This is a genomic window from Bradyrhizobium sp. 2TAF36, assembly GCF_052114925.1.
Classification (GTDB): domain Bacteria; phylum Pseudomonadota; class Alphaproteobacteria; order Rhizobiales; family Xanthobacteraceae; genus Bradyrhizobium; species Bradyrhizobium barranii.
In genome coordinates, this window is the sequence record NZ_JBFRFR010000075.1 from 14,794 (window position 1) to 39,879 (window position 25,086).

General features: G+C 64.2%; 31 protein-coding genes. 17 read left to right on the plus strand and 14 right to left on the minus strand.

Annotated elements, in window-relative coordinates; all coding sequences use genetic code 11:
* Window positions 1–24: 24 nt before the first annotated feature.
* From AB4Z51_RS34355 to AB4Z51_RS34375, 5 genes are all read left to right on the plus strand, one after another.
* Window positions 25–573 carry an NAD(P)H-dependent oxidoreductase gene (locus AB4Z51_RS34355; protein ID WP_441268371.1) on the plus strand — a complete coding sequence of 183 codons (549 nt, stop codon included), beginning with the start codon at window positions 25–27 and terminating at the stop codon, window positions 571–573.
* A gap of 42 nt (window positions 574–615) precedes the next feature.
* Complete coding sequence (locus AB4Z51_RS34360) at window positions 616–1,416, plus strand: alpha/beta fold hydrolase (RefSeq protein ID WP_441268372.1); 801 nt, start codon at window positions 616–618, stop codon at window positions 1,414–1,416.
* A gap of 25 nt (window positions 1,417–1,441) precedes the next feature.
* A complete protein-coding gene (locus tag AB4Z51_RS34365) occupies window positions 1,442–1,885 on the plus strand; it encodes a cupin domain-containing protein (RefSeq protein ID WP_441268373.1) in 444 nt (147 codons plus the stop codon).
* A 118-nt stretch (window positions 1,886–2,003) separates the two neighbouring features.
* Window positions 2,004–3,215: an MFS transporter gene (locus AB4Z51_RS34370; protein WP_441268374.1), complete on the plus strand. Its 1,212-nt coding sequence runs from the start codon at window positions 2,004–2,006 to the stop codon at window positions 3,213–3,215.
* A 147-nt stretch (window positions 3,216–3,362) separates the two neighbouring features.
* Window positions 3,363–3,737: a winged helix-turn-helix domain-containing protein gene (locus AB4Z51_RS34375; protein ID WP_441268375.1), complete on the plus strand. Its 375-nt coding sequence runs from the start codon at window positions 3,363–3,365 to the stop codon at window positions 3,735–3,737.
* A gap of 48 nt (window positions 3,738–3,785) precedes the next feature.
* Here the strand turns inward: AB4Z51_RS34375 and AB4Z51_RS34380 are convergent, their stop codons facing one another.
* Both AB4Z51_RS34380 and AB4Z51_RS34385 read right to left on the minus strand, forming a co-directional pair.
* Window positions 3,786–4,772, minus strand: a complete 987-nt coding sequence (locus AB4Z51_RS34380; protein ID WP_039150086.1) for a cysteine synthase A — start codon at window positions 4,770–4,772, stop codon at window positions 3,786–3,788.
* A gap of 142 nt (window positions 4,773–4,914) precedes the next feature.
* Complete coding sequence (locus AB4Z51_RS34385) at window positions 4,915–5,307, minus strand: hypothetical protein (RefSeq protein WP_441498883.1); 393 nt, start codon at window positions 5,305–5,307, stop codon at window positions 4,915–4,917.
* A gap of 183 nt (window positions 5,308–5,490) precedes the next feature.
* Here AB4Z51_RS34385 and AB4Z51_RS34390 point away from each other — a divergent pair, with 183 nt between their 5' ends.
* From AB4Z51_RS34390 to AB4Z51_RS34400, 3 genes are all read left to right on the plus strand, one after another.
* On the plus strand, window positions 5,491–6,900 hold the full coding sequence (locus AB4Z51_RS34390) for an aldehyde dehydrogenase family protein (protein WP_441268376.1): 1,410 nt from the start codon (window positions 5,491–5,493) through the stop codon (window positions 6,898–6,900).
* A gap of 68 nt (window positions 6,901–6,968) precedes the next feature.
* Complete coding sequence (locus AB4Z51_RS34395) at window positions 6,969–7,529, plus strand: DUF2478 domain-containing protein (protein ID WP_441498878.1); 561 nt, start codon at window positions 6,969–6,971, stop codon at window positions 7,527–7,529.
* Window positions 7,530–7,705: 176 nt separating this feature from the next.
* Window positions 7,706–8,674 carry a helix-turn-helix domain-containing protein gene (locus AB4Z51_RS34400; RefSeq protein WP_167767998.1) on the plus strand — a complete coding sequence of 323 codons (969 nt, stop codon included), beginning with the start codon at window positions 7,706–7,708 and terminating at the stop codon, window positions 8,672–8,674.
* 16 nt (window positions 8,675–8,690) lie between these two features.
* Here AB4Z51_RS34400 and AB4Z51_RS34405 read toward each other — a convergent pair whose 3' ends face one another.
* The 5 genes from AB4Z51_RS34405 to AB4Z51_RS34425 all read right to left on the minus strand — a co-directional run bounded on the left by AB4Z51_RS34405 (window position 8,691) and on the right by AB4Z51_RS34425 (window position 11,720).
* Window positions 8,691–9,275 carry a TIGR00645 family protein gene (locus AB4Z51_RS34405; RefSeq protein WP_071915153.1) on the minus strand — a complete coding sequence of 195 codons (585 nt, stop codon included), beginning with the start codon at window positions 9,273–9,275 and terminating at the stop codon, window positions 8,691–8,693.
* Window positions 9,276–9,309: 34 nt separating this feature from the next.
* Window positions 9,310–9,945 carry a TerC family protein gene (locus AB4Z51_RS34410; protein ID WP_247307055.1) on the minus strand — a complete coding sequence of 212 codons (636 nt, stop codon included), beginning with the start codon at window positions 9,943–9,945 and terminating at the stop codon, window positions 9,310–9,312.
* Window positions 9,942–10,304, minus strand: coding sequence for a hypothetical protein (locus AB4Z51_RS34415; RefSeq protein ID WP_439034565.1), 363 nt, complete (start codon window positions 10,302–10,304; stop codon window positions 9,942–9,944). The genes AB4Z51_RS34410 and AB4Z51_RS34415 overlap by 4 nt, the downstream gene beginning before the upstream one ends.
* Window positions 10,305–10,306: 2 nt before the next feature.
* Window positions 10,307–10,780 (minus strand): TerB family tellurite resistance protein, encoded by a 474-nt coding sequence (locus AB4Z51_RS34420; protein WP_439034564.1) that lies wholly within the window; start codon window positions 10,778–10,780, stop codon window positions 10,307–10,309.
* 559 nt (window positions 10,781–11,339) lie between these two features.
* Window positions 11,340–11,720, minus strand: a complete 381-nt coding sequence (locus tag AB4Z51_RS34425) for a nuclear transport factor 2 family protein (protein ID WP_439034563.1) — start codon at window positions 11,718–11,720, stop codon at window positions 11,340–11,342.
* 176 nt (window positions 11,721–11,896) lie between these two features.
* On the opposite strand from AB4Z51_RS34425, the gene AB4Z51_RS34430 reads away from it, so the two are divergent.
* From AB4Z51_RS34430 to AB4Z51_RS34445, 4 genes are all read left to right on the plus strand, one after another.
* The gene (locus AB4Z51_RS34430; protein ID WP_441498879.1) at window positions 11,897–13,654 is read left to right on the plus strand and encodes an MOSC domain-containing protein; all 1,758 of its coding nucleotides are present in this window, start codon (window positions 11,897–11,899) and stop codon (window positions 13,652–13,654) included.
* A 64-nt stretch (window positions 13,655–13,718) separates the two neighbouring features.
* Window positions 13,719–14,315, plus strand: coding sequence for a redoxin domain-containing protein (locus AB4Z51_RS34435; protein WP_354176918.1), 597 nt, complete (start codon window positions 13,719–13,721; stop codon window positions 14,313–14,315).
* Between the two features lie 51 nt (window positions 14,316–14,366).
* Window positions 14,367–15,845 carry a MocR-like pyridoxine biosynthesis transcription factor PdxR gene (gene pdxR / locus AB4Z51_RS34440; protein ID WP_441498880.1) on the plus strand — a complete coding sequence of 493 codons (1,479 nt, stop codon included), beginning with the start codon at window positions 14,367–14,369 and terminating at the stop codon, window positions 15,843–15,845.
* Between the two features lie 74 nt (window positions 15,846–15,919).
* Window positions 15,920–16,549, plus strand: coding sequence for an FMN-binding negative transcriptional regulator (locus tag AB4Z51_RS34445; RefSeq protein ID WP_441498881.1), 630 nt, complete (start codon window positions 15,920–15,922; stop codon window positions 16,547–16,549).
* 52 nt (window positions 16,550–16,601) lie between these two features.
* Here AB4Z51_RS34445 and AB4Z51_RS34450 read toward each other — a convergent pair whose 3' ends face one another.
* Window positions 16,602–17,087 (minus strand): hypothetical protein, encoded by a 486-nt coding sequence (locus tag AB4Z51_RS34450; protein WP_071915161.1) that lies wholly within the window; start codon window positions 17,085–17,087, stop codon window positions 16,602–16,604.
* Entirely contained in the window at window positions 17,084–17,680 is a 597-nt protein-coding gene (locus tag AB4Z51_RS34455; RefSeq protein WP_441268382.1) for a hypothetical protein, read from the minus strand. The genes AB4Z51_RS34450 and AB4Z51_RS34455 overlap by 4 nt, the downstream gene beginning before the upstream one ends.
* A gap of 202 nt (window positions 17,681–17,882) precedes the next feature.
* Here AB4Z51_RS34455 and AB4Z51_RS34460 point away from each other — a divergent pair, with 202 nt between their 5' ends.
* The 4 genes from AB4Z51_RS34460 to AB4Z51_RS34475 all read left to right on the plus strand — a co-directional run bounded on the left by AB4Z51_RS34460 (window position 17,883) and on the right by AB4Z51_RS34475 (window position 21,695).
* A complete protein-coding gene (locus tag AB4Z51_RS34460) occupies window positions 17,883–18,713 on the plus strand; it encodes a class II glutamine amidotransferase (protein ID WP_441268383.1) in 831 nt (276 codons plus the stop codon).
* 20 nt (window positions 18,714–18,733) lie between these two features.
* Entirely contained in the window at window positions 18,734–19,960 is a 1,227-nt protein-coding gene (locus AB4Z51_RS34465) for a carboxylate-amine ligase (protein WP_441268384.1), read from the plus strand.
* A gap of 26 nt (window positions 19,961–19,986) precedes the next feature.
* Window positions 19,987–20,208, plus strand: a complete 222-nt coding sequence (locus tag AB4Z51_RS34470; RefSeq protein WP_175618061.1) for a hypothetical protein — start codon at window positions 19,987–19,989, stop codon at window positions 20,206–20,208.
* A 347-nt stretch (window positions 20,209–20,555) separates the two neighbouring features.
* On the plus strand, window positions 20,556–21,695 hold the full coding sequence (locus AB4Z51_RS34475; RefSeq protein WP_441498882.1) for a hypothetical protein: 1,140 nt from the start codon (window positions 20,556–20,558) through the stop codon (window positions 21,693–21,695).
* A gap of 61 nt (window positions 21,696–21,756) precedes the next feature.
* On the opposite strand, the gene AB4Z51_RS34480 is transcribed toward AB4Z51_RS34475, so the two are convergent.
* The 5 genes from AB4Z51_RS34480 to AB4Z51_RS34500 all read right to left on the minus strand — a co-directional run bounded on the left by AB4Z51_RS34480 (window position 21,757) and on the right by AB4Z51_RS34500 (window position 23,817).
* Complete coding sequence (locus AB4Z51_RS34480; protein ID WP_071915165.1) at window positions 21,757–22,377, minus strand: hypothetical protein; 621 nt, start codon at window positions 22,375–22,377, stop codon at window positions 21,757–21,759.
* A gap of 28 nt (window positions 22,378–22,405) precedes the next feature.
* A complete protein-coding gene (locus tag AB4Z51_RS34485) occupies window positions 22,406–22,741 on the minus strand; it encodes a hypothetical protein (protein WP_063984016.1) in 336 nt (111 codons plus the stop codon).
* Window positions 22,742–22,826: 85 nt separating this feature from the next.
* The gene (locus tag AB4Z51_RS34490; RefSeq protein WP_259266565.1) at window positions 22,827–23,063 is read right to left on the minus strand and encodes a hypothetical protein; all 237 of its coding nucleotides are present in this window, start codon (window positions 23,061–23,063) and stop codon (window positions 22,827–22,829) included.
* A 74-nt stretch (window positions 23,064–23,137) separates the two neighbouring features.
* A complete protein-coding gene (locus AB4Z51_RS34495; protein WP_259257953.1) occupies window positions 23,138–23,341 on the minus strand; it encodes a hypothetical protein in 204 nt (67 codons plus the stop codon).
* Complete coding sequence (locus AB4Z51_RS34500; RefSeq protein ID WP_439034553.1) at window positions 23,338–23,817, minus strand: hypothetical protein; 480 nt, start codon at window positions 23,815–23,817, stop codon at window positions 23,338–23,340. The genes AB4Z51_RS34495 and AB4Z51_RS34500 overlap by 4 nt, the downstream gene beginning before the upstream one ends.
* A gap of 485 nt (window positions 23,818–24,302) precedes the next feature.
* On the opposite strand from AB4Z51_RS34500, the gene AB4Z51_RS34505 reads away from it, so the two are divergent.
* Window positions 24,303–25,086 (plus strand): alpha/beta fold hydrolase (locus AB4Z51_RS34505; RefSeq protein WP_441498884.1); only part of this gene is annotated, 784 nt, incomplete at its 3' end.

Below are 25,086 nucleotides of genomic sequence, written 5' to 3' on the forward strand. Positions count from 1 at the left end.
GCGACCAGACACGAGGGCGTCGACGTGAGGACATCCCGCATCGTTGGCTTCTGCGGCAATAGTTGGCGCCCAGCGAAGTCGCGCATGCTGGTGGAAGCCGTCGCTGCCGATCTTCAGGCGCAGCATGGACTGAAGACCACCGTCCTCGATCTTGTCGATGCCGGTTGCGGCATCGCCGGCTTCACCCGGACCGCACTCGATGACAACGCGCGCGCCGTCGTCGAGGCCATCGAACAGGCCGACGGTCTCATGATCGGATGCCCGGTGTTCCAGGGCTCTTATCCCGGATTGTTCAAGCACGTATTCGACTTGATCGAACCCAGCGTGCTGCGCAATCGCCCGGTACTGCTGACCGCGGTCGGCGGCGGCCTGCGCCACTCGCTGGTGGTCGAGCACCAGCTCCGCCCGCTGTTCGGCTTCTTCGAAGCCTGCACCGTTTCGACGGCGATCTACGCCAGCAGCGGCGAGATCGTACCGGGCGAGCCGCTCGCACCAATGACAGCCGCGCGGCTCGCCAACGCCGTCGAACAATTCGCCTCACTTCTCAGCGGTCGCCAGGAAGCCGCCGCATGACTCACCAACGCCCGGCTCTGCCGCCTTCAACCGGAGATGACCATGCTTGATACCGTCAAACCCTCGCCCGATCTCACCGGCTTCTCCCGCGCGGAACATACGATCAACGGCGTGCGGACCGTCGTTCACGGCATCGGCAGCGGCCCGGTGCTGGTGTTCCTGCACGGCACCGGCACCTTCACCGGCTTCGAGATGGCGCGCGATTGGGCGAAGCGGCACACGGTCATCATCCCCTATCATGCGGGCTTTGGCGACTCCGGCGACGCCGAGACGATCGACACCGTCGAGGATCACGTCCTTCACTACATGGATCTGTTCGACAAGCTTGGCCTTGAGCAGTTCGACCTCGCCGGGTTCTCCCTCGGCGGATGGCTTGCCGCGGAGTTCGCGATCCGTCAGCCGCATCGGGTCCGCAAGCTGGTGCTGGTTGCGCCCGCCGGTCTTGTGGTCGGAAGCGCGCCTGCGCCCGGATTGTTCGAGATCGCACCGCAAGAACTGCCAGCCTATCTCGCGCACGATCCGGCCGCGGCACTCCGTTACTTTCCCAAGGCGCCCGATCCGGCCTTCGACGCCCGGCTTGGACGCGAGGTCACGGGCTTTGCCAAGCTGATCCGCAGCGAACCGCAGGGCAATCCCAAGCTCGCGCACTGGCTGCATCGAATCACGATGCCGACGCTGGTGCTGTGGGGGGCCGCAGATCGCTTGCGCCCGACCGCCCAGGCAGATGCCTGGAAAGCAGGGCTCCCCGACGCACGCGTGACGCTGGTGCCGGCGACCGGTCATCTCGTGTTCGAGGAAACGCCGTCTTCTGCACACTACGTCACCGATTTTCTCGCCGATTGATCCGCACACAACAGAGGACACCACCATGATCGAGATGCCTCCGGGCGTGACCCCTGCCAAAGAAGGCTTTGGCAACGTCATCTGGAACATTCTGGGCCAGACCTACACGCTGAAGCAGCATTCCGAGGCGTCGATGGCCTGGCATGCCGTGTTTCCAGATGGCACCTTCGTGCCGCCGCACGTGCATCCGACCCAGGATGAATTCGTCCATGTGCTGAGCGGCCGCTACGACCTCTGGCTCGACGGCAAGGACTTTGTCGCCAAGGCCGGCGACCTCGTCCGCATGCCCAAGGGCATCCCCCACGGCATTTTCAACAAGTCGGGTGAAACCGCCACCAGCCTATTCTGGGTCGCACCGACGCGGTCGCTGAAAGAGCTGTTCGAGCGCATCCACAATCTCCCCGATCCGCAGGAGGTCGTGCGACGTGCCGCCGAACACGAGGTCAACTTCCTGCCGCCGCCCGCCTGAGGCCACGCCGATTCCGTCGACACGCAAACCGCGAGAACCGATGATGACCATGCTGACAACAACTTGGACGTCCATCTCCGAGAACGACCGCCGTCGGATAGCCCGGTGGCAAAAAGGCATGCTGGCGCTCGCCATCCTCTGCGAGATCTTTCTCGCCGCCGACTGGTATGCCTTCGCGGCCGTACTGCCCTTCGTCTCCGAGAGCCTCAAGCTCAATCCCGCCGAGGCCGGGCTTGCGCAAGGCATCTTTGCGCTGACCTACGGTATCGGCATGGTGGTGTGGTCTCCGGTCAGCCGGTCGATGACGGCGCGCAACATGCTGCTGATCGGGCTTGCGGGCACTGGCATCGGCATGGTGCTCCAGGTGTTCGTACAAAGCTACACACAGCTCGTGATGCTCCGGCTCGTGATCGGCTTCTTCGACGCCGGCATCTTCATCGGCAACATGAAGCTGATCTTCGGCTGGTTTCCGCAAAATCGGCGTGGCTCGGTGGTAGGCATCATCCTCGCCGCCTACAGCCTCGCCATCACCATGGATTTCGCGCTCGGCATTCCCCTGACGATTGCGACCGGTTGGCGGACCTTCTTCGCCGTGCTGGCAATCGGCACGCTGCTCGTTGCAGCCGTCGACGCACTCGTCGTCCGCAACGATCCGCGCGAGCTCGGCATCGACGGTTTCACCTGGGGCAACGAAACACCGCAGGAGCACCTTCCGCTCGGCGAGATCTTCCGCTCGAAATGGATCGCGGTCGCCGGCTTCGGCATCGTGGCCTGCACCTTCGCGATCGCCGGCACCGCCACCTGGGTGGTGCCGGCCTTCATCACAGTACAGCACATGCCGCCGGAAGCCGGCGCTGTCATCGGCACCGTCATGGGGTTGTCGCAGGTGCTATTCCTGGTGATTGGCGGCTACATGTCCGATCGGCTCGGCAAGCCCTTCATGATCAAACTCACCGCATGTCTCTCTTTCCTGACCGCGCTGATGTTCCTGTGGAGCGTGGTCACACCGATGTCGTTCTCGATGCTGGTGCTGTTTGCAGCACTCAGCGGTATCGCGCTGCTCGGCGGCGGCGCTATCTTCGCCCTGCTCAGCGAAAAATACTCCGACGCGCTCGCACCGGCCGCGATTGGATACGCCGAGGTATTTGGCATCTTCTCGGCCTTCGTGGCGCCCTGGATGATGGGCGCCATCATCAACGCCTCGGCCGGCTCGTTCACCGGCGCCTTCATTGCTTTCGCGGTGGTCGAGCTCATCATCGTCGGCCTTTTGATGATCCTCGCCCGCGAGGACGTCAGTCAAGGCGCGGTGGTCGGAAGCCCCGCGGAATAAGATGCAGCGATCAAGGGCACGGGGCTGAAGCCCGTGCTCTGGGGACCTCGACAAAAGGTCCATCTTCTGGGAAATCAGGCGCCCTCACCTTGTCCGCGGCGGCCAAGAGTGGCAATCTCGCATGCAAGTGCCCCAAGAGACCCCGTCATGCCGCGCGCGAGCGCCAAATCGCTTCCCCAGCTCAGTCTGCGCATCGACCTCGATGGCGAGGATCGGATCGGGCCCGGCAAGATCGAGCTTTTGGAGCAGATCCGCGAGCAAGGCTCGATCTCGGCGGCCGGCCGGGCCATGGACATGTCCTACAAGCGCGCCTGGGATCTGGTCGACGAGATCAACCGCATTTGCGGACATCCCGTGGTCGAGCCGCAGGCCGGCGGCAAGAACGGCGGCGGCGCGATGCTCACTCCCTTCGGCGACAAACTTGTTGCGCGCTACCGCAAGATCGAGCGCGACGCCGCCCGCGCGGTGCACAAGGAGCTGGAAGCGCTCAGGAGCGACATCGGCCGTTCGCGGAAATCGTGAACGCGCGGGCACGCATGGACGGTTAGAAACCCGGCCGCTGGCGGCTCGCTATCGCATCCAGCGTGGCAGGGGCAGATTTTTCTTGCGCAGGAATTCCGGGTTGAACAGCTTGGATTGATAGCGCTGTCCGCCATCCGCGAGGATGGTCACGATGGTTTTGCCCGGACCGAGGTCGCGCGCAAGTCGCATGGCTCCAACGATATTGATCGCGCTTGAGCCACCCAGCACCAGTCCTTCATGCTCGATCAGGTCGAACAGGACAGGCAAGGCTTCCTCGTCCGTAATCTGATATGCCGTATCGATGGGCGTGCCTTCGAGGTTCCGGGTGACACGGACTTGCCCGATCCCTTCGGTGATGGAGTCTCCTTCTGTCGTCAGCTCGCCTTTGGTGAACCAATTGTAGAGAGCGGCCCCCATGGGATCGCTGAGCGCAATCTTGATGCCGGGATTTCGCTCCTTGAGGGCTCGCGCGATCCCACCCAAGGTACCGCCGCTCCCAACGGCACATGTGAAGCCGTCGATTCTTCCATCCGTCTGCTGCCAAATCTCGGGACCGGTCGTGCGATAGTGCCCCTCCCGATTGGCGACATTATCGAACTGATTGGCCCAGAAGGCACCGAGCTCCTCGGCGAGCTGACCGGAATAGCGCGCGTAATGACCCGGATTGGAATAGGGTACGGCCGGCACCAGGCGCAGGTCGGCACCGCACAGCCGCAACATGTCCTTCTTCTCCTGACTTTGCGTGTCAGGCATCACGATCACGCTTCTATAGCCGCGTGCATTCGCCACGAGCGCTATGCCGATTCCGACATTGCCGGCTGTTCCTTCGACGATGACGCCYCCCGGCCCAAGCTTGCCGCATCGTTCGGCATCGTTGATCATGGCCAGCGCCGCGCGATCCTTGATCGAGCCGCCGGGATTGAGAAATTCGGCCTTGCCATAGATTTCGCAACCCGTGGCCTCGGACGGCATTCGCAGCCTGATCAATGGCGTGTTGCCGATAGCGTCCAGGAAACCCGTTCGAACATCGCTCATCGCTTGCCCACCTCTCCGCGCCCACAACTTTAGGCTGGCGAACAGGCAATGCGATTCTCTAGTTCAGGCGACGCGTGCAATATTTGAGGCGTTCGACCGGCCCAATCGGCAATTCCATTCTTAGGCCGCGTTTTATTTGCGCCTATGGCCCAAGCCGCTGGTTCGGCCGCACCGACATTTCCGGCATCGGCTGGGTCAGCGCTTCGCCGAGCAGGCTCTGCTCGGCTTTCGGGATCGAGAAGCGCACCTTGAAGCCGTCCTCGGTCTGAAGCGTGATGATGCGCTGGGTCGTATCGGTCGCCTGCTCGATCGCCCAGGACGCCAGCGGATAGGCGTAGCGCAGGCTCTGGTCGCCGTAGCGGGCCTTCAGCGCCGCCTCGAGCAACCCGGGCAGCGTCATGATGAGGGCGCCGACCTGGTTGAGCGAGACACTGACCGCGGCGGGGTTGCCCGCCAGATCCTCGAAGCCCAGCGAGATCGCGCCGCCGTCGGACGCCACCTCGCAGGTCGTGAGCTGCCTCACCTTGATTTCCATCGTCAGTCCCGGAACACGGTTCGCTATATTCATCACGATATATCGATATGTCCACCCGCGTCCAGCCCTGCTTTTCTGGAATTGATCGAACCGGCCGCCATGGTCGGCCCGGCGAAGTCGTGATATATAATTCGATATAACGAGGCCCCGAACGGCCCGTTTCTGCAAGGGAGCGCAAAGCCAATGAGTGACTACAATCTTCTCATCGACGGCAAGATGGTGCCCGGCGACCAGACCATGCCGGTTCTCAATCCCGCGACCGAAGAGGTGCTGGCGCAGTGCCCGCGTGCCTCGAAGGGGCAGCTTGATGCCGCCGTCGCCGCGGCGAAGGCCGCCTTCCCGGCCTGGGCCGCGACCCCGATGGCGGAACGCCGCAAGCTCGTGAACAGGATGGCCGAAATCATCGAGGCCAATTCGGGCGAGCTCGCCCACATCCTCACCAGCGAGCAAGGCAAGCCGCTTGGCGACGCCACCGGCGAAGTTTTGGGGATGGCCGCGTTCTTCCGCTACCTCAGCTCGCTCGAATTGCCGATGAAGGTGATCGAGGATTCCGGCGACCGCAAGGTGGAAGCCTATCGCCGCCCGCTCGGCGTCGTCGGTGCCATCATTCCCTGGAACTATCCGCTGCTGATCCTCAGCTTCAAGCTGCCGTCGGCCCTGCTCGCCGGCAACACGCTGGTGGTGAAGCCGGCGCCGACCACGCCGCTCGCGACCCTGCGCTTCGCCGAGCTGATCAAGGACGTCCTGCCGAAGGGCGTGCTCAACTTCATCACCGACGCCAACGATCTCGGCGGCGAGATGACCAAGCATCCTGATATCCGCAAGATCTCGTTCACCGGCTCTTCCGCCACGGGGCAGAAGGTGATGGCGAGCGCGGCGCAGACGCTCAAGCGCATCACGCTCGAGCTCGGCGGCAACGACGCCGGCATCGTGCTCGACGATGTCGACCCGAAGAAGGTCGCTCCCGGCATCTTCGAGGGCGCGTTCCAGAACTCCGGCCAGGTCTGCCTCGCCATCAAGCGGCTCTACGTCCACGAGTCCGTCTATGACGAGCTCTGCAACGAGCTGGTCGCGATCGCCAAGAGCACGGTGGTCGACGACGGCGCCAAGCAGGGCACCAAGCTCGGACCGCTGCAGAACAAGATGCAGTACGAGAAGGTGAAGACGTTCCTCGAGGACGCGCGCAAGAACGGCAAGGTGGTCGCCGGCGGTTCGGCGATGGACCGTCCCGGCTATTTCATCGAGCCGACCATCGTGCGCGACATCCAGGAAGGCTCGAAACTGGTCGACGAGGAGCAGTTCGGCCCGGTGCTGCCGCTGATCAAGTACTCCGACAAGAACGATGCGATCCGCCGCGCCAACGCCACCACCTACGGCCTCGGCGCGTCGGTCTGGTCGTCCGACATCAAGCGCGCGCACGAGGTCGCAACGCAGCTCGAGTCCGGCACGGTCTGGATCAACAAGCACCTCGACATGGCCCCGCACATCCCGTTCGGCGGCGCCAAGCAGTCGGGCATCGGTACAGAGTTCGCCGAGGAAGGCCTCGCCGAATTCACCCAGCTGCAGATCATCAACGGCCCGCCGGCGGCGTGATCCGACATCCGGGGCCGCGGCAAAACCGCCGCGGCCCCGTTCTCTTTGCGACGAAGCAGAGGCCGACCATGTTCGATGCGCAATGCGACCTCGCCGCCCTCGTCTACGAGGCGCATCAGGACCCCGACGCGGTCCTGCGCAGCTTCGCGGCGGATCTGAATGCGCGTGGCTGTCGCGTCGTCGGCATGGTTCAGGCCGGGCAATGCGCGGATTCGAGCCTGTCGGCGGTGCTGCTTCACAGCGGCGAGACGCTTCTGCTCGCGCAGGATTTCGATCCGGCCGCGCGCGGCTGCCGTCTCGATCTCGCGCGGCTGCAAAATGCGGGGATGCGGATCGCGGACGCCCTCTCGCATGGCGCCGATCTCCTCATCATCAACCGCTTCGGCAAGCGCGAGCGCGACGGCAAGGGCCTGTCCCATCTGATCGAACGCGCGCTCGAGGCCGACATTCCCGTGGTGATCGCGGTTGGCAGAGACCATTTCGCCGACTGGATCAAGTTCGCCGGCGGCATGAGCGTCAGGCTCGGCTGCGAGCGCGACGCGCTGGAGGCGTGGTGGCGGAGCATCTCCACAAGCAACGCGCGGCTTGACGCCGGATCACATCCTACGGTGTGCGAAATTCTGAAGTGAACGATCTGAGCCTGCCGGACTCGCGTACTTGTCCGTGAAGTCCTCACAGCAGCGCGCCGACTTCCCCTGTCGCCGCCGCGCAGGCAGTAGTTTCCCGGAATATGGCCGACGGTCGGGCCTCTGATACGCTTGTGCGGATTCAACCCGCTCACCCCGACATGCCCTGGGATCCCGAAATGCCGGTACGTCGGCTAAAGCCATCGCGCGTCCTCGGCGTCGAGCGCTTCTCGGACTTCGACGAATTTCGCGCCAACGAGGTGCTCGGCCTCGGCACCAGCACGCCGCTCCGTCCGCGGGAATTCTCGCTGTCTCGCGCCATCCTGCCGCTCCGCGACGGGCTCTTCGTGCTCCAGCGCTCCTTTGCACGGCGGTTTGAGGCCGAGATCGGCACGGACAACGGCGTCGGCCTCGTTGTTCCCCTCACCTTTCACTCCATCGCCAATGGCCGCGAGGTCGATAGTTCGATGATCGCCGTCATGCGCGGCAAAGCCCCCGTCAAGGCGATCGAGCATCACCCCAACACTTACCTGATGCTGCGCTTCAACTCGGACATGCGCCATCGCGGCTGGGCGGATTTCGACACCGGCCTCGCCTATGTCCGCACGCAGGACGATCCGATGACGCGCCTGCGCGCGGCTATCGTGGAGATGTTCTCGCTGGCGTCGGCATGCAACGATCCCCGGCAATTCGAGGCGCTCTACCGCCCGATCCAGGAAACGCTGCTCGCCGGCCTCGACGCCACCCTGCTGCCGGCAGGCGCACGCAGCGCCCGCCCCGGTTCATTCGACAAGCACCGCAAGCTGATCGCGCATCTCGACGACGTCGTTGCGCTGTTCGGCAGCAAGCCGCTCTACAGCGACGACCTCGCCGCCGCGCTCGGCGTGTCCGTGCGCACGCTCCAGGTCGCGACGCACGCGGTGCATGGCGTGAGCCTGCATCACTATCTGCGCCTCAAACGGTTGTGGGCCGTTCGCGTCCAGCTCATGACCGGGGGCGATGGCTTGACCGTCAAGGCCGCCGCACTCGGCAACGGCTTCTGGCACCTGGGCGACTTCTCAAGGAGCTACAGACTGGCCTTCGGCGAAGCGCCGTCCGAGACGCTGGCACGCGGACGGCGTCCGTTGCATCTGGCCATCGGCGCCTGAGAGTGCGGATCGCCCCTCAGGCGTGACCGTTCTCCTTGCGGTGCCCGCTCTCGCTGATGCGGTCGACCCAGGCGATACCGATCGCGGAAATGATGAAGGTCAGGTGGATCAGCACCTGCCACATCACCCCGGACTCGGTGAAATTGCTGCGCGTGGTGCCGAGATTGCCGGCCTCGATGAAGGTCCTGAGCAGCGAGATCGAGGAAATGCCGATGATCGCCATCGCGAGCTTGATCTTCAGCACACTGGCATTGACGTGGCTCAGCCATTCCGGCTCGTCCGGATGACCGTTCAGGTTCAGGCGCGAGACGAAGGTCTCGTAGCCGCCGACGATCACCATGACCAGCAGGTTCGAGATCATGACGACGTCGATAAGTCCGAGCACGACCAGCATGATCTGCTGCTCGCTGGCGTCGAACGAGTGCGCAACCAGGTGCCAGAGCTCTTTCAGGAACAACAGCACGTAGACGCCCTGCGCGACGATGAGGCCGACATAGAGCGGCACTTGCAGCCAGCGCGAGCCAAAGATGAGCTGGGCGAATGGGCCGATTTTCGGTCGCGGCCCGGCGTGCGCCGAAGGTGCTTTGGGTTCAGGCGTCATGGATCACTCCGGATTGCAGGTAGGAATTGTCGCCTCAGAGACTCGCGATGACGGGCGCGAGTTCGAGCGAACCGCGATAGATCATCTCGAAGGCGACGTAAACGATGATGGCGAGACCGACATAGGCGATCCAGCGCTGCTTCTGCAACACCCGGCCGAGCAGATCGGCGGCGACGCCCATCATCGCGACCGACAGCAACAGTCCGAACGCGAGGATGTAGGGATGYTCGCGCGCGGCGCCTGCGACCGCGAGCACGTTGTCGAGCGACATCGAGACGTCGGCGGCGACGATCTGCAACGCCGCCTGCCCGAAGGTCTTGCGCGACGCCGGTGCGCTGCCCGCGCTGCCACCGTGGCTCAACGCGAGCTCGGTGTGCGCGGACTGCTCGCGCAGCTCGCGCCACATCTTCCAGCACACCCATAGCAACAGCACGCCGCCGGCGAGCAGCAGGCCGATCACCTGCAGGAGCTGGGTCGCGACGCCGGCGAAGACGATGCGCAAGGCTGTGGCGGCGACGATGCCGACGATAATGGCGCGGCGGCGCTGCTCGGCCGGCAGGCCGGCGGCGGCAAGGCCGATGACGACGGCGTTGTCGCCGGCCAGCACGAGGTCGATCAGGATGACCTGGAGCAGCGCGGTCAGCGCGTCGGCGGTGATGAATTCAGTCATGATTGATCATTTTTCGATGCGGACGGATCGAGCCATTGCGGCTTCTTCCGCTCGACCCAGTCAAGGACCTTGGAGCGCGAGGCGCGCAACGCGGGGACGTCTTCGGCGAGCAATGCGAGGCCGAGCGGCAGCATCCAGACTCCGAGCACCGGCAGGAAGGAGAGCACGCCGCCAACAATGAGCAGCGCGCCCGACGGGATCCTCACCCAGCGGCTGGACGGTTTCAGCAGATAGGTGACGGTGTCGCCCATGCGCGGCGGCAGGCGGCGGACGAGCTTGTCGAGACGCGGGTCGCCACCGGCCATCTGGCCGGTGGTGCCCCCATTTCCTGCCGTACGCTCGTCCGATGCTGCACTCATGCTCACTCCTGCGTGGCGGCGCGCCGTTCAGTGCCTGCGCTGCCCGGCGCCACCGGCTTTGCGCGCGGCAGCACGAGCGTCAGCAGGCGCAACAGCTTGATCGCCTGCACCTCATGGGGATGCACGTCCTCGTCCGCAGCCGCGACGCGCTCCGACAGTTCCATCAAATGGGCCGACAGCGGCAGGTCCGAGACCGGACGCAACGTGTCGATCACCACATTGGCAAAGTCGGGCTCCTCGAGCCGTTCCGCCAGTTCGTCGAATATCGCAAACAGCCGGTCGTCACTCATGTGCGGCGCCAGTCCGCGATCCCTGATGAAGCGGATCACCTCGTCGCGCTCGACCGGCGAAACGCGCCGGTCGGCGACGGCGACGAGCGCGCCGGCGATCACCAACGCGACCGCAGCCTGCTCGTTCAGCCTGGACGGTTCCGTGATCTCGATTTCGGTCGGATTTGAAGTAGCGGCGTCGGACATCGTAGCTCCCTTACGTTGCGAAATGACCGCGCGGGGCTGCGATGGGGACGATTGAGTCGGAGAGAACTCGAGAAGGCCCGACGATCGGCCGATCCATCGCATTCGCGCGGGACAGGTCATCCGACATCGCGAGGTTTTGCCGACATGGTCGGCGTCCTCGCCAGAGGGGCCCGGATTCTTGTTCGCTCCAGACATAAAGATGGGTGGGTCGGAATCAAGGCAACAAGACTGCGACCAGCCGCCGCATCGGGTTCCGTGTCAGTGGATCTGGTTAAGCAATAGTGCGCGTCTCTCCGCGTGTCCCGGACGCGCCGCAACGCCCTTCGCGTTGCTGCGCAGAGCCGGAACCCAGAAGGCCACGCATTCCGCCGCAATATGGGCCCCGGCTCAGCAGCGCAGCGCCTCTTCGGCGGTGCGCTGCGTCCGGGGCACGAGAGCACCGTTTGGCGCGCAACTGAATCAACATCGTCATTGCGAGCGCAGCGAAGCAATCCAGAATCTTTCCGCGGAGACAGACTGGATTGCTTCGCTGCGCTCGCAATGACGGAGGAATGCGGACCTACCCTACCAGCTCGACAAGATGCGCGCGCGACGGTGACGGATCGAACCTCTCACCGAAATATTGCGTCTCGTGCGCCACCAGTCCTTCGCAGAATTCCATGATGCTGACGACATAGGACGGCACGCCGTCATAGGTCAGCACGAACTCGCTCACCCAGAGATCGCCGCCGCCGACGATCCGGCGGACCGTGAAGCGCTTCTTGTTGGGCTGCACGAACCGGCTTTCCTGAATCGTCCTGCGGCCGAGGATGCGCTCGCCGGACTGCGGATAGTCGAGCACGGCGTCCTCGCGGTAGATGTCATGCTCGGCCTCGAAATCATTCGCGTCCGACGCAGCCCAATGGCGCTGAAGGGCCGCCAGTATCGCCTGATCATCCATCGCGATCTCCCGTCTTGCGGTGTCTGCTCCCCAGATCGGGGCGCAGACAGCCGGCGACAAGACCGGCTAGCAACGTCTAACAACGACTAACGGGCCAAAAATCCGACATGGATGCAGATTGGCATTGCAGCGACCTGGAATCCGCCAGAGCCGCGCCCTCACGACGGGGAACCCCCATGGCCCGCTTGCTCTCCCTCAATGTCGGCCTGCCGCGCGACATCGCGTGGCAAGGCAGGACCGTTCATACCGGCGTCTGGAAGACGCCCGTCAGTGGTCCGCGCAGGGTGCGCCGGCTCAACATCGACGGCGATGGCCAGGGCGATACCGCCGGTCATGGCGGCGAGCAGCGTGCCGTCTACGTCTACCAGCAGGACTCCTATCAATACTGGCAGGAGCACCTCGGTCGATCGAACCTCGTCCAAGGTCAATTCGGCGAGAATTTTACCGTCGAGGGCCTGGCCGACAGGGACGTCTGCATTGGAGACCGTTACAGGATCGGCTCTGCCCTGCTCGAGGTGACGCAGCCGCGCGTCACCTGCTACCGGCTGGGTATTCGCATGGAAGAGCCGGACATGGCCGCGCTGCTCGTCAGGCACGGTCGGCCCGGCTTCTATTTTCGGGTGATCGAGGAAGGCGACATCGAGGCAGGCGACGAGATCGTGCAGGTCGCCAGCGGGCCCGAGCGCATGAGCGTGTCCGAGATCAATGCGCTGCTGTATCTGCCCCCTCACCCGCGCGACCGCCTGGAGCGCGCGCTGAAAATTCCGGCCCTGAGCGGCGGCTGGCGTCATTCCTTCGAGGCGCTGCTCGAGCAGCAGCGCAAGGACACGACAGCGGGAAACGCCGGGCTCGGCCCGGCGTCGAGCCCGCCTCCGGCCTGGCGCGGCTTCCGGCCGTTCCGCGTGGCGCGCAAGATCGCCGAAAGCGGCAACGTGACGTCGCTGATCCTCGAACCCACGGACGGACATCCCGTCGCCGCCGCCCTGCCCGGGCAGTTCGTCGTCGTGCGGCTCGGCGCCTCCACGGCACCGGCGATGACGCGCAGCTATTCGCTGTCGAGCCGTTCCGATGCCGCGTCCTGGCGCATCAGCATCAAGCGCGAAGCCCACGGCGCGGCAAGCCAATATGTCGCCGACGAGGTCAAGATTGGTGACGCCGTGCAGATCGGCGCGCCACGCGGAAGTTTCACACTGCGGCAAGATGCACGGCCCGTCGTCTTGCTGAGTGCCGGCATCGGCGTAACGCCGGTGCTTGCGATGCTGCACGCGCTCGCCGCGGAAGCATCGACGCGAGAGGTCTGGTGGCTGCACGGCGCCCGCAACGGTCGCGAACATGCGTTCGCCGCCGAGGTGCGTGGGCTGTTGACTGGGCTGGCCCACCACCACAGCCATGTCTGCTACAGCGCGCCCGATCCGGGCGATCGTCTCAATGTGGATTTCGACTCGATCGGACGTCTGGACCTCCGGGTGCTTCAAGCCCTCGGCGTCCCCTCAGACGGCGATTTCTATCTGTGCGGGCCGGCACCGTTCATGACCGATCTCTCGCACGGGCTTGCCGCATTCGGCGTCACACCGGATCGCGTCCACACCGAGATGTTCGGCGCCGGACCGTCCCTGACACCCGGCATAGCGTCCACCCCGCAGGAGCGAGCGCACTTGCCGGCCGGCGCAACCGGCCCGGGCCCGATGGTCTCGTTCGCCCGCAGCGGCCTCAATGTCTGCTGGGGACCATCATATGCCAGCCTGCTCGAACTGGCCGAAGCCTGCGACGTTCCCGTGCGCTGGTCGTGCCGCACCGGGGTCTGCCACAACTGCGAGAGCGGGCTCGTGGCCGGCGCCGTCAGCTATGCGCCGGACCCGCTCGACGCACCTGCGGACGGCAATGTCCTGATCTGCTGTTCACGGCCCCAGGGCGACGTCGTGATCGATCAGTGAGTGTCGGCAGTCACGCCGGACATGCGAGAAGACATGCGAGAGTTCGAAGACATGGGAGAGTTCAATGCGACCTGACATGACGCCGGGAGTAACCTTCCCCGATTACGAGCTCAGCGACCACACCGGTAAGCACCGAAGGCTCTCCGAGCTGCAGGGTGGCGATCCGATGGTGCTCGTTCTCGGCCGCGGCGGCTTCTGTCCGAAGGACCGCCGCCAGGCCGAAGGCCTGCTGCAACTCCATCGCGAGATGGAGGTCGGCTACTGCCGGCTGGTCACGATCACCACCGACAACATCACCCAGACCAACGAATATCGCAGCGGCGTCGGGGCGCACTGGCCTTTCCTGTCGGATTCGCGGCGGATCGTTCAGAAGGATCTCGACATCGCCGAATACACCGATCCCGTCCACAATCCGATGATCCCGCATGTCATCGTGCTGGAGCCCGGCCTGCGCGTTCACAAGATCTATAACGGCTATTGGTTCTTCGGACGCCCGACCGTCGAAGAGCTGCGCCAGGATCTCCGAGCCGTCAGCATGAATTGCCGTCCGGACTGGGACATCACCGCGCCCGGGCTGAAGGCCCTCTGGGATCAGGGCCACAAGGAGCATTTTTACCCCTACGGCAAGGCTTACGTCGAAACTCTCGGCGAACGGGATTAGAACCACATTCCGGCATCGTCCGTTCGGACGAATGCCGAGCCAGGAATGTGGATGATCCAGATGAAGACGACTCCCGGCGATCGTGCCGGCCGCATGGGTGCGCGCCAGATCTACGAAGCCCTGAGAGATCAAATTCTGACGCGGGTCTACGGCATCGACGGCCTGCTGCCGTCGTCGCGGGCGCTCGCCGGCGAGATGGGCGTGGCGCGCTCGACCGTGACCGTCGCCTATGAACAGCTCGCCGCCGAAGGTTTTATCGAGACACGCCATGGCGCGCGGCCACGCGTTGCCCGCGCCGTCGTCGAGCGCGGACGCGCGCGCGCCGCATCGCGGCCCTCGGCGCGCAAGCCGCTTCTGTCGGCCTTCGGCGAGCGGCTGCGGTCGGATCCGCCGCGCTGGATCGAGCCGCCGCGCGGGCTCATCGCCAACTTCCGCTATGGCGAACTCTCGCCGTCGGATTTCCCGGTGCTGGCATGGAAGAAGGCCGTGACGGCTGCGATGGCGCGCAAGCCCGAGCGGCTGGCCTATGACGACCCTTGCGGCGCGCTGCGGCTGCGGACTGCGCTTCAGGGCTACCTGTGGCGATCGCGCAGCGTCCGCTGCGAGGTCGATCAGATCGTTGTCGTGAACGGCTCGCAGCAGGGCCTCGACATCTGCGCACGGCTCCTGCTCGATGCCGGCGACCGCTTCGTAATGGAGGATCCCGGCTACCAGATGGCGCGCCACACGCTCGCGGCGACGGGCGCCGAGACGGTGCCGATCCCCGTTGACGCAGACGGACTTGAGACAGCGCGGCTCGACGGCGTCGAGGCCCGGCTCGCCTATGTGACACCGTCGCATCAATATCCACTCGGCGGCGTCATGCCGATCGGACGCCGGCACCAATTGCTGGCCTGGGCACGCAAGCACGACGCCTACGTGATCRAGGACGATTACGACAGCGAGTATCGCTACGACACCAAGCCGATCCCGCCGCTGCATGCGCTGGAGGGCAGCGACAACGTGATCTATCTCGGCACCGTCTCCAAGACGCTGTCCCCGACCTTGCGGATCGGCTACCTGGTCGTGCCCGCCGGGCTGCGATCCCTGTTCGCCGCCGCCAAGCAGATCATGGACCGGCACACGCCGCTGATCGAACAGCACGCGCTCGCTTCGATGCTCGAAAGCGGTGCCTATGACAGCCACGTCAGGCGCGTGCGCCGGCGCAACGCCGAGCGTCAGCAGGCACTGATCGACGCGTTGCACCGCCGGTTCGGAGATCGTGTCCGGATCGAGGGCACGGCGGCGGGCCTGCACGTGGTGGCGTGGCTCGACGATCTGCCGCAGAAGCGCGAAGACGCATTGATCCGGGCGGCTCGCGCGAAGGGCGTCGGCATCTATCCGGTCTCGGCGTTGCTGGTCGGCCCAAGCCGGACGCCGAGCTGGACGCGGAAGACCGTCGGTCTCGTCATGGGCTACTCGGCGCTGGAGATCGCGCAGATCGAGAGAGGCTGCAAGCTCCTCGCCCAGGCCGCCGCCGCACTGGACTGATCAAATCACACAGAACTGGCCGTTTCATATAGGCCAGATTCCGGCTATCTCCGCATCGAGAACGGAGACACGCCATGTACATCCCGCCCGCCTTCAAGGACGACGACATCGAGAACATCCGCGCGACTATCCGCGGTGCGCGCCTCGCCAGCCTGGTGACGGCCACCGCCGAGGGCCCGGTCGCCACGCCCCTGCCGCTCTTCCTCGACGAGAGCGAAGGCGAGCACGGCGTGCTCTATGGGCATGTCGCCAGGGCCAACCCGCAATGGAAGCTGCCGCCGATCGGCGATGCGCTCGCCATCTTCAATGGCCCCGACGCCTATGTGACGCCGTCCTGGTATGCGACCAAGCAGGAGACCGGCAAGGTCGTGCCGACCTGGAATTACGTCGCCGTGCATGCCTACGGCCCGATCGAATTCTTCCAGCAGCCGGAGCGCCTGCTCGACGCCGTGACGCGGCTGACGAACAGGCACGAGGGCCCGCGCGCCAAGCCGTGGGCCGTCAGTGACGCTCCCGCCGATTTCATCGCCGCGCAATTGCGCGGGATCGTCGGTGTGCGTATTCCCGTGGTTCGGTTCGAGGGCAAGCGCAAGATGAGCCAGAACCGCCCTGAGGCCGATCGCGTCGGCGTCGCGCAAGGTCTTGCGGCAAGTGAGGACGCGCATGATCGCGAAGCTGCCGCCCTGATCCCGCTTCCGGTCTGAGAGAGCGGGATTCTCGGTGCTGAGAGGCTTCACCGAGAGTCTCCGTGGACCATCAGCTTGCGCAGGAATGCGCGGTGACGCGCTCGCCCCTGACAACGGCTTCCGCCAGTTTGCGCCCGACGTCACCGAAATCCGATAGGGCAAGATAGCCTTGCGCGTAGGCTTCCTGCGTCAGGCGTTCGAAGCGCTTGTCGTCTCCGGTCGACCATTGCTTGGCGATGTAGTCTGCCCCGGCTTTCCCGAAAATCTTGGGGTAGTGTTCCATGTCGTTCTGACGACGATAATAGTAGTAGTCGATATGGGCGACGAATTGCTTCCGCCCCTCTCCCGCGCAACGCGATCCATAAGGGCGCTCGAACGCCAGAGCGGTCTCGCGGCGCAAGCCTGCGCGACCGTCCACGAAGATCTCTTCGTTGGAGCCATAACCCGGACCATCGACCGGTGCTGCTGGTTGCTGGGCTGTCTTCTGCGGAGCGAATGCCCAGGCGGCGACCTGCCAGATGACAAGCGCCCAGACGATGAACCAGGCGCGGCTCATTTGAAGCTCGCCGACGCCTGCTGCCGTGGCAGGCATACCGGAGACGGATCAAACAACATACCAGGCCCGGTGAACCAGAGAACGACGTCGCGGATATCCTCCGGGAAGTCTTCCTTGACGATGCCCTTTTGTTTGAACGCCTCGGCCAGCTGCGCCTTGACGCGAACGTCCAGCGGCGTGGAATACGCGGCGTTCGCCCGATCGCGCTTCTCTTCACTGCAGAACATGCCCATTCTCGGATTTGGGCAGTCGTAGATCTTCACCCAGCCCCGCGCATAGGCCTCCGTAGCCGCCCTCAGGTTCGCCTTCATGGTGTCGTCGCACGGCGACATCGCGTAAGCGGTGCTTGCCTGCAATGCGTCCATCCGCAGTGCGTCTTGCTTCGGGTCCTTGTCGCTTTGCAGGGTGTGCTCCGCTTCCCAATCCTTCCGCTGCTTGGCCTTTGAATGCTCATCGCCGAACGAGGAACTGAGCGTGGGCCTCAATTCACCGACCAGCGAAACGTGCGACACCGGAAATCCGCGAATCGCCCAGGAGATGCCCACGAACGTGGAGACGAACGCCATGCAGGTGAAAAGAACAAATCGGCTCATGATGCGCACTCAAAATTCGCGCGCAACCTAACCGTGTCGGCGTTAAGAGATGTATTAATGCGCGGGTTCCCGCAATGCAGGGTAAATGAACGTCTAAAACACGCCGCAGAAATGATCCGGACTTTGCAGAACACATCGCCGGGAACCCAACACAGACGATCTTGTTGGTGAACCTTACGCCACATCCTGACAGGAAGGCCGCATGTGCCGCTGGATCGCATACCGGGGCGAGACCACCTCGTTCGAGCCCTACGTCACCGAGCCCGAGCATTCGCTGATCGCGCAGAGCATCCGCTCGCTGCAGTCGACGGCCGGCTCGAACGGCGACGGCTTTGGTCTCGGCTGGTATGGCGAGCATCCGGAGCCCGGCCTTTACCGCGAGACACGTCCGGCTTGGTCGGACGAAAACCTGCGCTACCTCTGCCGCCATCTGCGCTCGCATCTGTTCTTCGCCCATGTGCGCGCCGCCACCGGCACGGCGGTGACGCGGCAGAATTGTCATCCGTTCGCCTGCGGCCAGTGGATGTTCATGCACAACGGCTTCGTCGGCAGCTGGAATCGCCTGCGGCGCAAGGTCGAGGCGCTGATCCCCGATGCCTACTACCCCTCGCGGCTGGGCACGACCGATTCGGAAGCCGTGTTCCTCGCCATGATGGGCGCGGGACTCGACAGCGATCCCCTTGGCGCAACGCAAGCCGTGCTGCAATCGCTGGTCGGCCTGGTCCACGAGGGCGAGCTTCGTGAGCGCCTGCGCTTCACCAGCGCGATCGCAAACGGCCGGGATCTCTATGCGTTTCGCGTCGCGGTCAACGATGCCGCTAACACGCTCTATTATCGCGAGGCCGGCGGCGGCCAGGTCGTCGTCGTGTCCGAGCCGTTCGACAAGGAAACGGACTGGACGGAAGTGCCGCCGAATCACGCGCTGGTCGCGCGCGCATCCGAAACCGTGACAATTGTTCCGTTCGACCTTGCAATTTCCGGTGGGTCCGACGCGGAACCGGCCCGGGTCAGGCGGATTATCGCCCGCAGGTAATACCACTGCCGGGTGGCCCTATGACATTTGCTTCGGACGTTTTGAAACTGCTGCGCCTCGATTCCTCCGACGACAAGCAGCACCTCGTCATCCGCTCTGCCGGCGGACGCGGCAAGGCGGCTGAATATTCCTTCGGCATCGAGGAGGAATACTTCCTCGCCGATCGCCGCAGCTTCGAGGTCGCGATCGAAACGCCCAACGCCCTGTTCGAGTCGGTGAACTGGTCCACCGGCGGCCAGGCGATGCGGGAGATGCTGCAATCCCAGCTCGAGGTTGCCACCAACGTTCACGTCGATGTCAATGACGCCCGGGAGGAGCTGCGGTTCCTCCGCCGCGAGGTCGCCAACGTCGCCGCGCAATACGGCTTCGTCATCATGGCCTGCGGCACGCATCCGACCGCGGTCTGGCGGATGTCGCAGCCGAGTCCCAAGCCGCGCTACGAGGAGATGATCGAGGATCTGCGCAGCATCGGCCACCGCAACATGATGTGCGGCATGCATGTGCACGTCCAGCTGCCCGATCCCGAGAAGCGGATGGCGGTGATGCGGGCGATGCTGCCGCATCTGCCGCTGTTCATCGCGCTGTCGGCCTCCTCCCCGTTCTGGAATTCCCACAAGACCGGGCTAAAGGGCTACCGGCTTGCCGCCTATTCCGAGCTGCCGCGCACCGGCTTGCCCGAACTGTTCGAAACCAGGCACGACTACGACGAATATGTCGGCGCGCTGCAACGCTCCGGCGTGATTCCCGACGAGAGCCATATCTGGTGGGCGATGCGGCCGTCCATGAGGCATCCGACCCTCGAGCTTCGCGCGCCCGACACCTGCACCTTCATCGACGACGCCGTTGCCATCGCCTCGCTCTATCGCTGCCTGACGCGCCATCTCTATCTGCGGCCGCATCGGTCGAAGGAGGTCACGGTGGTCGAGCGCGCGATAGCGGTCGAGAACAAATGGCGGGCCCAGCGCTACGGCACCGATTGCATCTTTGCCTCGAAGGACGGGCCGGTCACCATCTCGGAGCTGCTCGCCCGGACCATCGACGACGTCGCCGGGGACGCAGCCGCGCTGAACTGCGCCGCCGAGGTCGAGCACTGCCGGACCATCGTGGAGCGTGGCAGCTCGGCGGAATTCCAGCTTCGCGCCTATCGCGAGAATGCGGAGGACATCGGGGCGGTCTCGCGCTGGATCGCAGCCTCGACGATCTCGGGCGCGAGCGCTACGATCGGAAGCGTTCGTGCGCCGTCATAGCGCCCGCGCAAGCTTGGCGAACGACAATGTCGCTCCTGAATTCGGTGATCGTGGAGGAACGCGTGAATCGCGTCACGTCTTGCGCTGGCTGCGGCCACGGACTTGTACCGCTGCTTTCGGCCAAGGGTCGCGCGGAGCTCAGCTGCCTCTGGTGCGAAGGCATCGACGCGCGAACGGTGGACATGGCGAAGTGGGCGGACAGCCCGATCGGCAAGCCCGAGCGGATCACCCGTCAGCCGTTCGAATGAGCGGTTTCACATGGCCAGCCGCCGGCCTTTGCTGATCGACGCGACCTGCGCGGCTGCACGCCCGCGCCAGGGCTTGCCGACAAATTAGACAAGGCGCGCCCCGTCGCCGGGGTTGCGGGCTCCGAGAAAAGGCCCAAGCAAGCCAGCCTGACGTGCGGTCTAACCTCAGGTGCAATCTCGATTTTTCAACGCGCCGTGCGGGGCCGCAGAGCCCGCGCATCGCGCTGCATCTCGACTGGCCCAGAATTCGCAAGGCAGCGTCAGGCCTGATTCCCTGCTCCCATGAGTTGGCGCAGCAAGATGCGTGCGCCCGGAGACCGGATGAGCGGCAAAGATCGGAGAGTGCCATGAACGTGCATGCCGCCGGCGATCTCAAATTTACCGGCCTCACCCATCCGAACGGCGCGCCACTACGCCTCAACGCTCACGATTTCGTGGCGATCGATCGCGACAGGAATGCCAGGTTCGAACCGACGTACCGGCCGCAAGCCCTCTACAACCGCGCGAACGAGGGCTTCCACGCCAACAACGAAACCTTCCTCCTGCACGAAGTCGCGACAAACCTCCCGATCTACCGCCCGGACACCGGCCCCACCGATTTCCATCTTCATCTTCCGCCGGGCGGCTTTCAGCTCGTGCTGGTCACCTCGGGCGCCTTCACCTTCGACTATGACGGGCGCTTCTACAATGTCGGTCCCGGCGCGGTGATGCTGCAGAGCGCGATCGTCCACCGCCAGCTGTTCTACACCTGGTCGGGACTGTCGACCGAAGAAAACCTGAAGACGCCGCAGTCCGTGGTGCCCGACCCGATCTCGATGGGCTACTCCGGCAAATTCCTCGAAGCCTTCGTGACCGATCCGACGACCTTTCCGAACCCGACCATCGTCGGTCCGGACCAGATCAACGAGGCCGAGACGCCGCGCGTGGCCTGGAGCCACCCGCTGCACAACCGGCCGGCCGACGCAGGCTTCTGGCTTCAAGATCCACTCGCGCTGGATGCGTTGTTCAAGCCACTCGTCGACGGTCCGATCAAATCGGCCTTGCCGGTGTACGTGCGCGACATCGGCATCGAAGTGCCGAGCGGCCATCTCGTCACCGGCCACATCATCGCAACCGACCCGCGTGGCCAGTCGCTGCTGCCGAAGAGCACGTCGGCAGCCGCGGACGCCAGCTGTTTCGCCAAGGGCGAAATCGCAATCTACCGTGTCATTCGCGGCACGGCTGAATTCAAGAACAAGGCCGGTGAGACGTTTGAGCTTGCGGCTGGCGATGTGGTGACGGCGGGAAAGAGCTCGATAAACCTCGTCGGCCTCGGCGAGAACACGCAAGTCCTCCGGCTCGGTCTTCTGAAGGGCATGAACGACCTTCGCAGCTGGACGCCGACCCAACGCGACGAGATCGATGGCCTCGCTAGTCAAATCATCACGCAGAAGGACATCCGTCCCCTGCGCACCGAGGGCAAGCCGGTCGGGTATCTGTACGCGTAGCCGCGCAAAAAAGACGGCCCGCCGGAGCGGGCCGTCGCGATCTCATTCGGCGCAATGATCTTTAGCGAACTGATCCACCGTAGAGCTGCCGCTCCTTGCGAACTTCGTCCGCACCGTAGGGCTTGCTGGCGGGATCGAACGACTTCCATCCGGTCTTCTGCCAGGCGGCGCTGCGGTCACGCAAATTGACCGACGACTCGTTCAGGACTGCGTCAAGGCGGGATCGATCGGCATCTGCGACCCGCGCCGACACCAGCGTGCCTCCCCGACGCACGCCCTCGGCGTAGGAGTCCGCATCTTCCCGCGAAATGCCGGCCTCAGTCATCGCTCCGACGACACCGCCGGTTGCGGCTCCGGCGGCCGCGCCGACCGCGGTCGCGGCGAGCCAACCGGCCGCAACGACGGGTCCGAGGCCGGGGATTGCGAGGAGGCCGAGACCGGCGAGAAGGCCGGCAGTGCCACCCACGCCCGCACCGATGCCGGCGCCCTTGCCGGCACCTTCGGCGCGATCGTCGACGCCATCGCGGTCACGGTCCACCTTCTTGTCGGTGTTGAACCAGCTGTCCGAATTATTGGCGACGATGCTGATGTCCGAATGCGGCACGCCGGCAGCTTCGAGACGCTGAACCGCCTGCTGCCCAGTGCTGTAGTTGTCGTAAAGACGAGAAATTGTAACGGTCATTGTGTGTCCTTCTTATTTGCTTAATGGCTTACTTGGCCGAATTGACGTTGCCTTGAAAGTCGACGCTGACCGCGGTGGCAGATCCACCCTTGCTGGCATGGCCGCGCCAAACACCGTTGTCGTCCTTCTTCAGTTCGGTGACGTTGGCGTAGCCGGCATCCTCGATCTTCGACTTGGCTTGTCCTTCGGTAAAACTGTTGCGACCTGCGACAGGAGCGTCGGAGTTGTTTTGCCCCGCGCTGTTGACCGCGCTGTTGTTCGGTCCGGACTGCGCCGGTGGATTTTGCGCTGAGGCCGGAGCAGCTGCGAAGGCGGTGGCCGCCGCGAATAAAGAAATGCAAACGATAAACGATGGGCGCTTCATGATGGTCTCCAGTGTCTAAGGAGTGATCCAAGCCCCCATCAGAGCTTTAGTTCCTACGTCTCGCGCTGTGACATCTCCTTCACGCTCAGGTTCTGAAGAATATCATCCACGTCATCACCATGAGGATGACTGCAAGTCCCACACTCACACCCAGCAGCATCAACACGCTGGGACCGAGCTCGCCTTGGCGCGCTTCGAGCGCAGTCTCAACGATGCGGCCGCTCTTGTCTCGATCCATGTCATCTGGTCCTTGCATTCCGGGGAAAGGTCGACCGGTTGCCTGCGTCAGACCCGGCAGTGCTGCCCACGCCAAATCGTCCATGGATCTCAATCGGACCCTTGGTGGTTCGTTACTATTGGCAAACGGTGAAAGCTCGGGCTCGAGATCTGCGCTGGCTATCCAGGCAAGCGGCGTCCCGGAGCGGTCAGACAGGAGTTGATATCGGCAGCCATCTTGTTCCGGTGTGCCTTGCTCAGCAGCGCATCCCGCGCTGGGCCGGGTTCAAGGTGCGAGGCCTCTTCACGCAGCCTCAGTGCATCAGCTGCGAGACGCTCGGCAAGTGAATCCGCCTGACGCACGCGGTTGCGCTTCTCATTCATGACGAACGCCCCTGCGTTGGCATCGGAATCAAATCAGCGCTTTGCGGCTGCGGTCGCGAGACCGGCGGCGTCGCGCCATCGAGCCACTCCTGCGTCTCCGCGAGAGCGAGCCAGGCATCGCCCATGCTCCTGAACCGCTTGCGCGCCGCGTCGTTGGCAGCGGTGTCTTCCAGCGTCAGGCAGTGCCCGGCATTCTGCCGAAGATGCTCGGACTGGCTCAATTGGATATCAGTGCTGCTCGTGGCATCGGCAGAGGTCTGCCAGGAGTTCTTGCACACAGGGCACCGCCACTGATTGACGAAGTTCCCGGTGGGCAAGTAGGTCGCATGCAAGGGAGCCGCCACTATTCGCCCGCAGGCGGTACAGCCGTTGGGCCGTTGTGACGGGGATTGCTGTGTCTCGTCCTGAACCGCTTTCGCGCTCCAGCGGCGATCGAACTTGCGGCAGAGATGCAGGGGATAGGAGATAACGTTCAATGCGCGCCTCCGGTTGTGGCGGGAGCGCGGCAGCGTCTCTCTGTCACCGGCGCCTGTCATGTCTGTGCGGGTGATATCCTGGATATGGTGTCGCAAATGACATTCACCAGTGCGCGGTCCCGAGAAACCACGCCTTTGCCTCCGATCTACGTCAATGGCCGACTGCGGGCTGCATCCATTGGATTAGGAACATCTCTCCATCGGATTAGGAACATCTCTCCGTCCCTCCTGTTGCGTCTGCACGACATGATCCGTGAATGCGCATGCCGGGAGGTCCGGACCAGCACTGTTCCGGGTCCCAAGAAGGCGAAATCGATCCCTGCTCGATGGTGCTGATCCGGTCTCCGAACCGCACCCGCGACGCACGGAAATCTCCTCCAGCAAGAATCCGGCGCCATCGCGGTCGTGATGCGACCAAGGGCGTCAATGCGGAAGCGTCCCTTCCCCACTCTCCAACAGCTGGCCGCAGTCAGCGAAAGTGTCACATGCGCATACTGAAAAAACGTTCGCCATCTTTGGCGGCCACGGCCCTTCATGCTCTCGCAGAACATCCCTTGGCCTCCACGATTGCCGCGACGGCCGGCCTGCTCGGAGCGGCCGCGTTCGTCAATCGGCGCCTTGCCGACAAGGCGCAGCGTGATAATCCGCCCCAAGGGCGGTTCATCGACATCGACGGTGTTCGGCTGCACTATGTCGAGCGCGGGTCCGGACGCCCGCTGGTTCTGCTCCATGGCAATGGCAGCATGATCCAGGATTTCGAGTCGAGTGGCCTGATCGATCTTGCAGCCAAGGACTATCGGGTCATCGTGTTCGACCGTCCCGGCTTCGGGCACAGTCTGAGGCCGCGCAACGTGGTGTGGACGCCGGCCGCCCAAGCCGACCTTTTCAAAGACGCGCTTGCGCACCTTGGCGTCGACAAGGCGATCGTGCTCGGACATTCCTGGGGCGCATCGGTTGCGATCGCCCTGGCAAGCAGGCACCCCTCATTGGTCGAAGCCTTGATACTGGCGTCGGGCTATTATTTCCCGACGGCCCGCACCGACGCGATGATGGCGATGGCCGGGCCGGCGATACCAGGGTTTGGCGACATCCTCAGTCACACGATCTCGCCGATCCTCAGCCGCCTGATGTGGCCGACGATGCTGCGGCAGCTGTTCGGGCCCAAATCCGTCCCGGAAAAATTCGACGGCTTCCCCAAATCACTGGCGGTGCGTCCGTCGCAGCTTCGTGCGGGTGCCGCGGAAGCGGCGTTGATGGTCCCTTCTGCGA

Coding starts and splice junctions, on each gene's coding strand:
- AB4Z51_RS34360 (WP_441268372.1), top strand. CDS start 616: ATGCTTGATACCGTCAAACCCTCGCCCGATCTCACCGGCTTCTCCCGC.
- AB4Z51_RS34365 (WP_441268373.1), top strand. CDS start 1,442: ATGATCGAGATGCCTCCGGGCGTGACCCCTGCCAAAGAAGGCTTTGGC.
- AB4Z51_RS34370 (WP_441268374.1), top strand. CDS start 2,004: ATGCTGGCGCTCGCCATCCTCTGCGAGATCTTTCTCGCCGCCGACTGG.
- AB4Z51_RS34375 (WP_441268375.1), top strand. CDS start 3,363: ATGCCGCGCGCGAGCGCCAAATCGCTTCCCCAGCTCAGTCTGCGCATC.
- AB4Z51_RS34385 (WP_441498883.1), bottom strand. CDS start 5,307: ATGGAAATCAAGGTGAGGCAGCTCACGACCTGCGAGGTGGCGTCCGAC.
- AB4Z51_RS34390 (WP_441268376.1), top strand. CDS start 5,491: ATGAGTGACTACAATCTTCTCATCGACGGCAAGATGGTGCCCGGCGAC.
- AB4Z51_RS34395 (WP_441498878.1), top strand. CDS start 6,969: ATGTTCGATGCGCAATGCGACCTCGCCGCCCTCGTCTACGAGGCGCAT.
- AB4Z51_RS34400 (WP_167767998.1), top strand. CDS start 7,706: ATGCCGGTACGTCGGCTAAAGCCATCGCGCGTCCTCGGCGTCGAGCGC.
- AB4Z51_RS34405 (WP_071915153.1), bottom strand. CDS start 9,275: ATGACGCCTGAACCCAAAGCACCTTCGGCGCACGCCGGGCCGCGACCG.
- AB4Z51_RS34415 (WP_439034565.1), bottom strand. CDS start 10,304: ATGAGTGCAGCATCGGACGAGCGTACGGCAGGAAATGGGGGCACCACC.
- AB4Z51_RS34420 (WP_439034564.1), bottom strand. CDS start 10,780: ATGTCCGACGCCGCTACTTCAAATCCGACCGAAATCGAGATCACGGAA.
- AB4Z51_RS34425 (WP_439034563.1), bottom strand. CDS start 11,720: ATGGATGATCAGGCGATACTGGCGGCCCTTCAGCGCCATTGGGCTGCG.
- AB4Z51_RS34430 (WP_441498879.1), top strand. CDS start 11,897: ATGGCCCGCTTGCTCTCCCTCAATGTCGGCCTGCCGCGCGACATCGCG.
- AB4Z51_RS34435 (WP_354176918.1), top strand. CDS start 13,719: ATGCGACCTGACATGACGCCGGGAGTAACCTTCCCCGATTACGAGCTC.
- AB4Z51_RS34445 (WP_441498881.1), top strand. CDS start 15,920: ATGTACATCCCGCCCGCCTTCAAGGACGACGACATCGAGAACATCCGC.
- AB4Z51_RS34450 (WP_071915161.1), bottom strand. CDS start 17,087: ATGAGCCGCGCCTGGTTCATCGTCTGGGCGCTTGTCATCTGGCAGGTC.
- AB4Z51_RS34455 (WP_441268382.1), bottom strand. CDS start 17,680: ATGAGCCGATTTGTTCTTTTCACCTGCATGGCGTTCGTCTCCACGTTC.
- AB4Z51_RS34460 (WP_441268383.1), top strand. CDS start 17,883: ATGTGCCGCTGGATCGCATACCGGGGCGAGACCACCTCGTTCGAGCCC.
- AB4Z51_RS34465 (WP_441268384.1), top strand. CDS start 18,734: ATGACATTTGCTTCGGACGTTTTGAAACTGCTGCGCCTCGATTCCTCC.
- AB4Z51_RS34470 (WP_175618061.1), top strand. CDS start 19,987: ATGTCGCTCCTGAATTCGGTGATCGTGGAGGAACGCGTGAATCGCGTC.
- AB4Z51_RS34475 (WP_441498882.1), top strand. CDS start 20,556: ATGAACGTGCATGCCGCCGGCGATCTCAAATTTACCGGCCTCACCCAT.
- AB4Z51_RS34480 (WP_071915165.1), bottom strand. CDS start 22,377: ATGACCGTTACAATTTCTCGTCTTTACGACAACTACAGCACTGGGCAG.
- AB4Z51_RS34485 (WP_063984016.1), bottom strand. CDS start 22,741: ATGAAGCGCCCATCGTTTATCGTTTGCATTTCTTTATTCGCGGCGGCC.
- AB4Z51_RS34490 (WP_259266565.1), bottom strand. CDS start 23,063: ATGGACGATTTGGCGTGGGCAGCACTGCCGGGTCTGACGCAGGCAACC.
- AB4Z51_RS34495 (WP_259257953.1), bottom strand. CDS start 23,341: ATGAATGAGAAGCGCAACCGCGTGCGTCAGGCGGATTCACTTGCCGAG.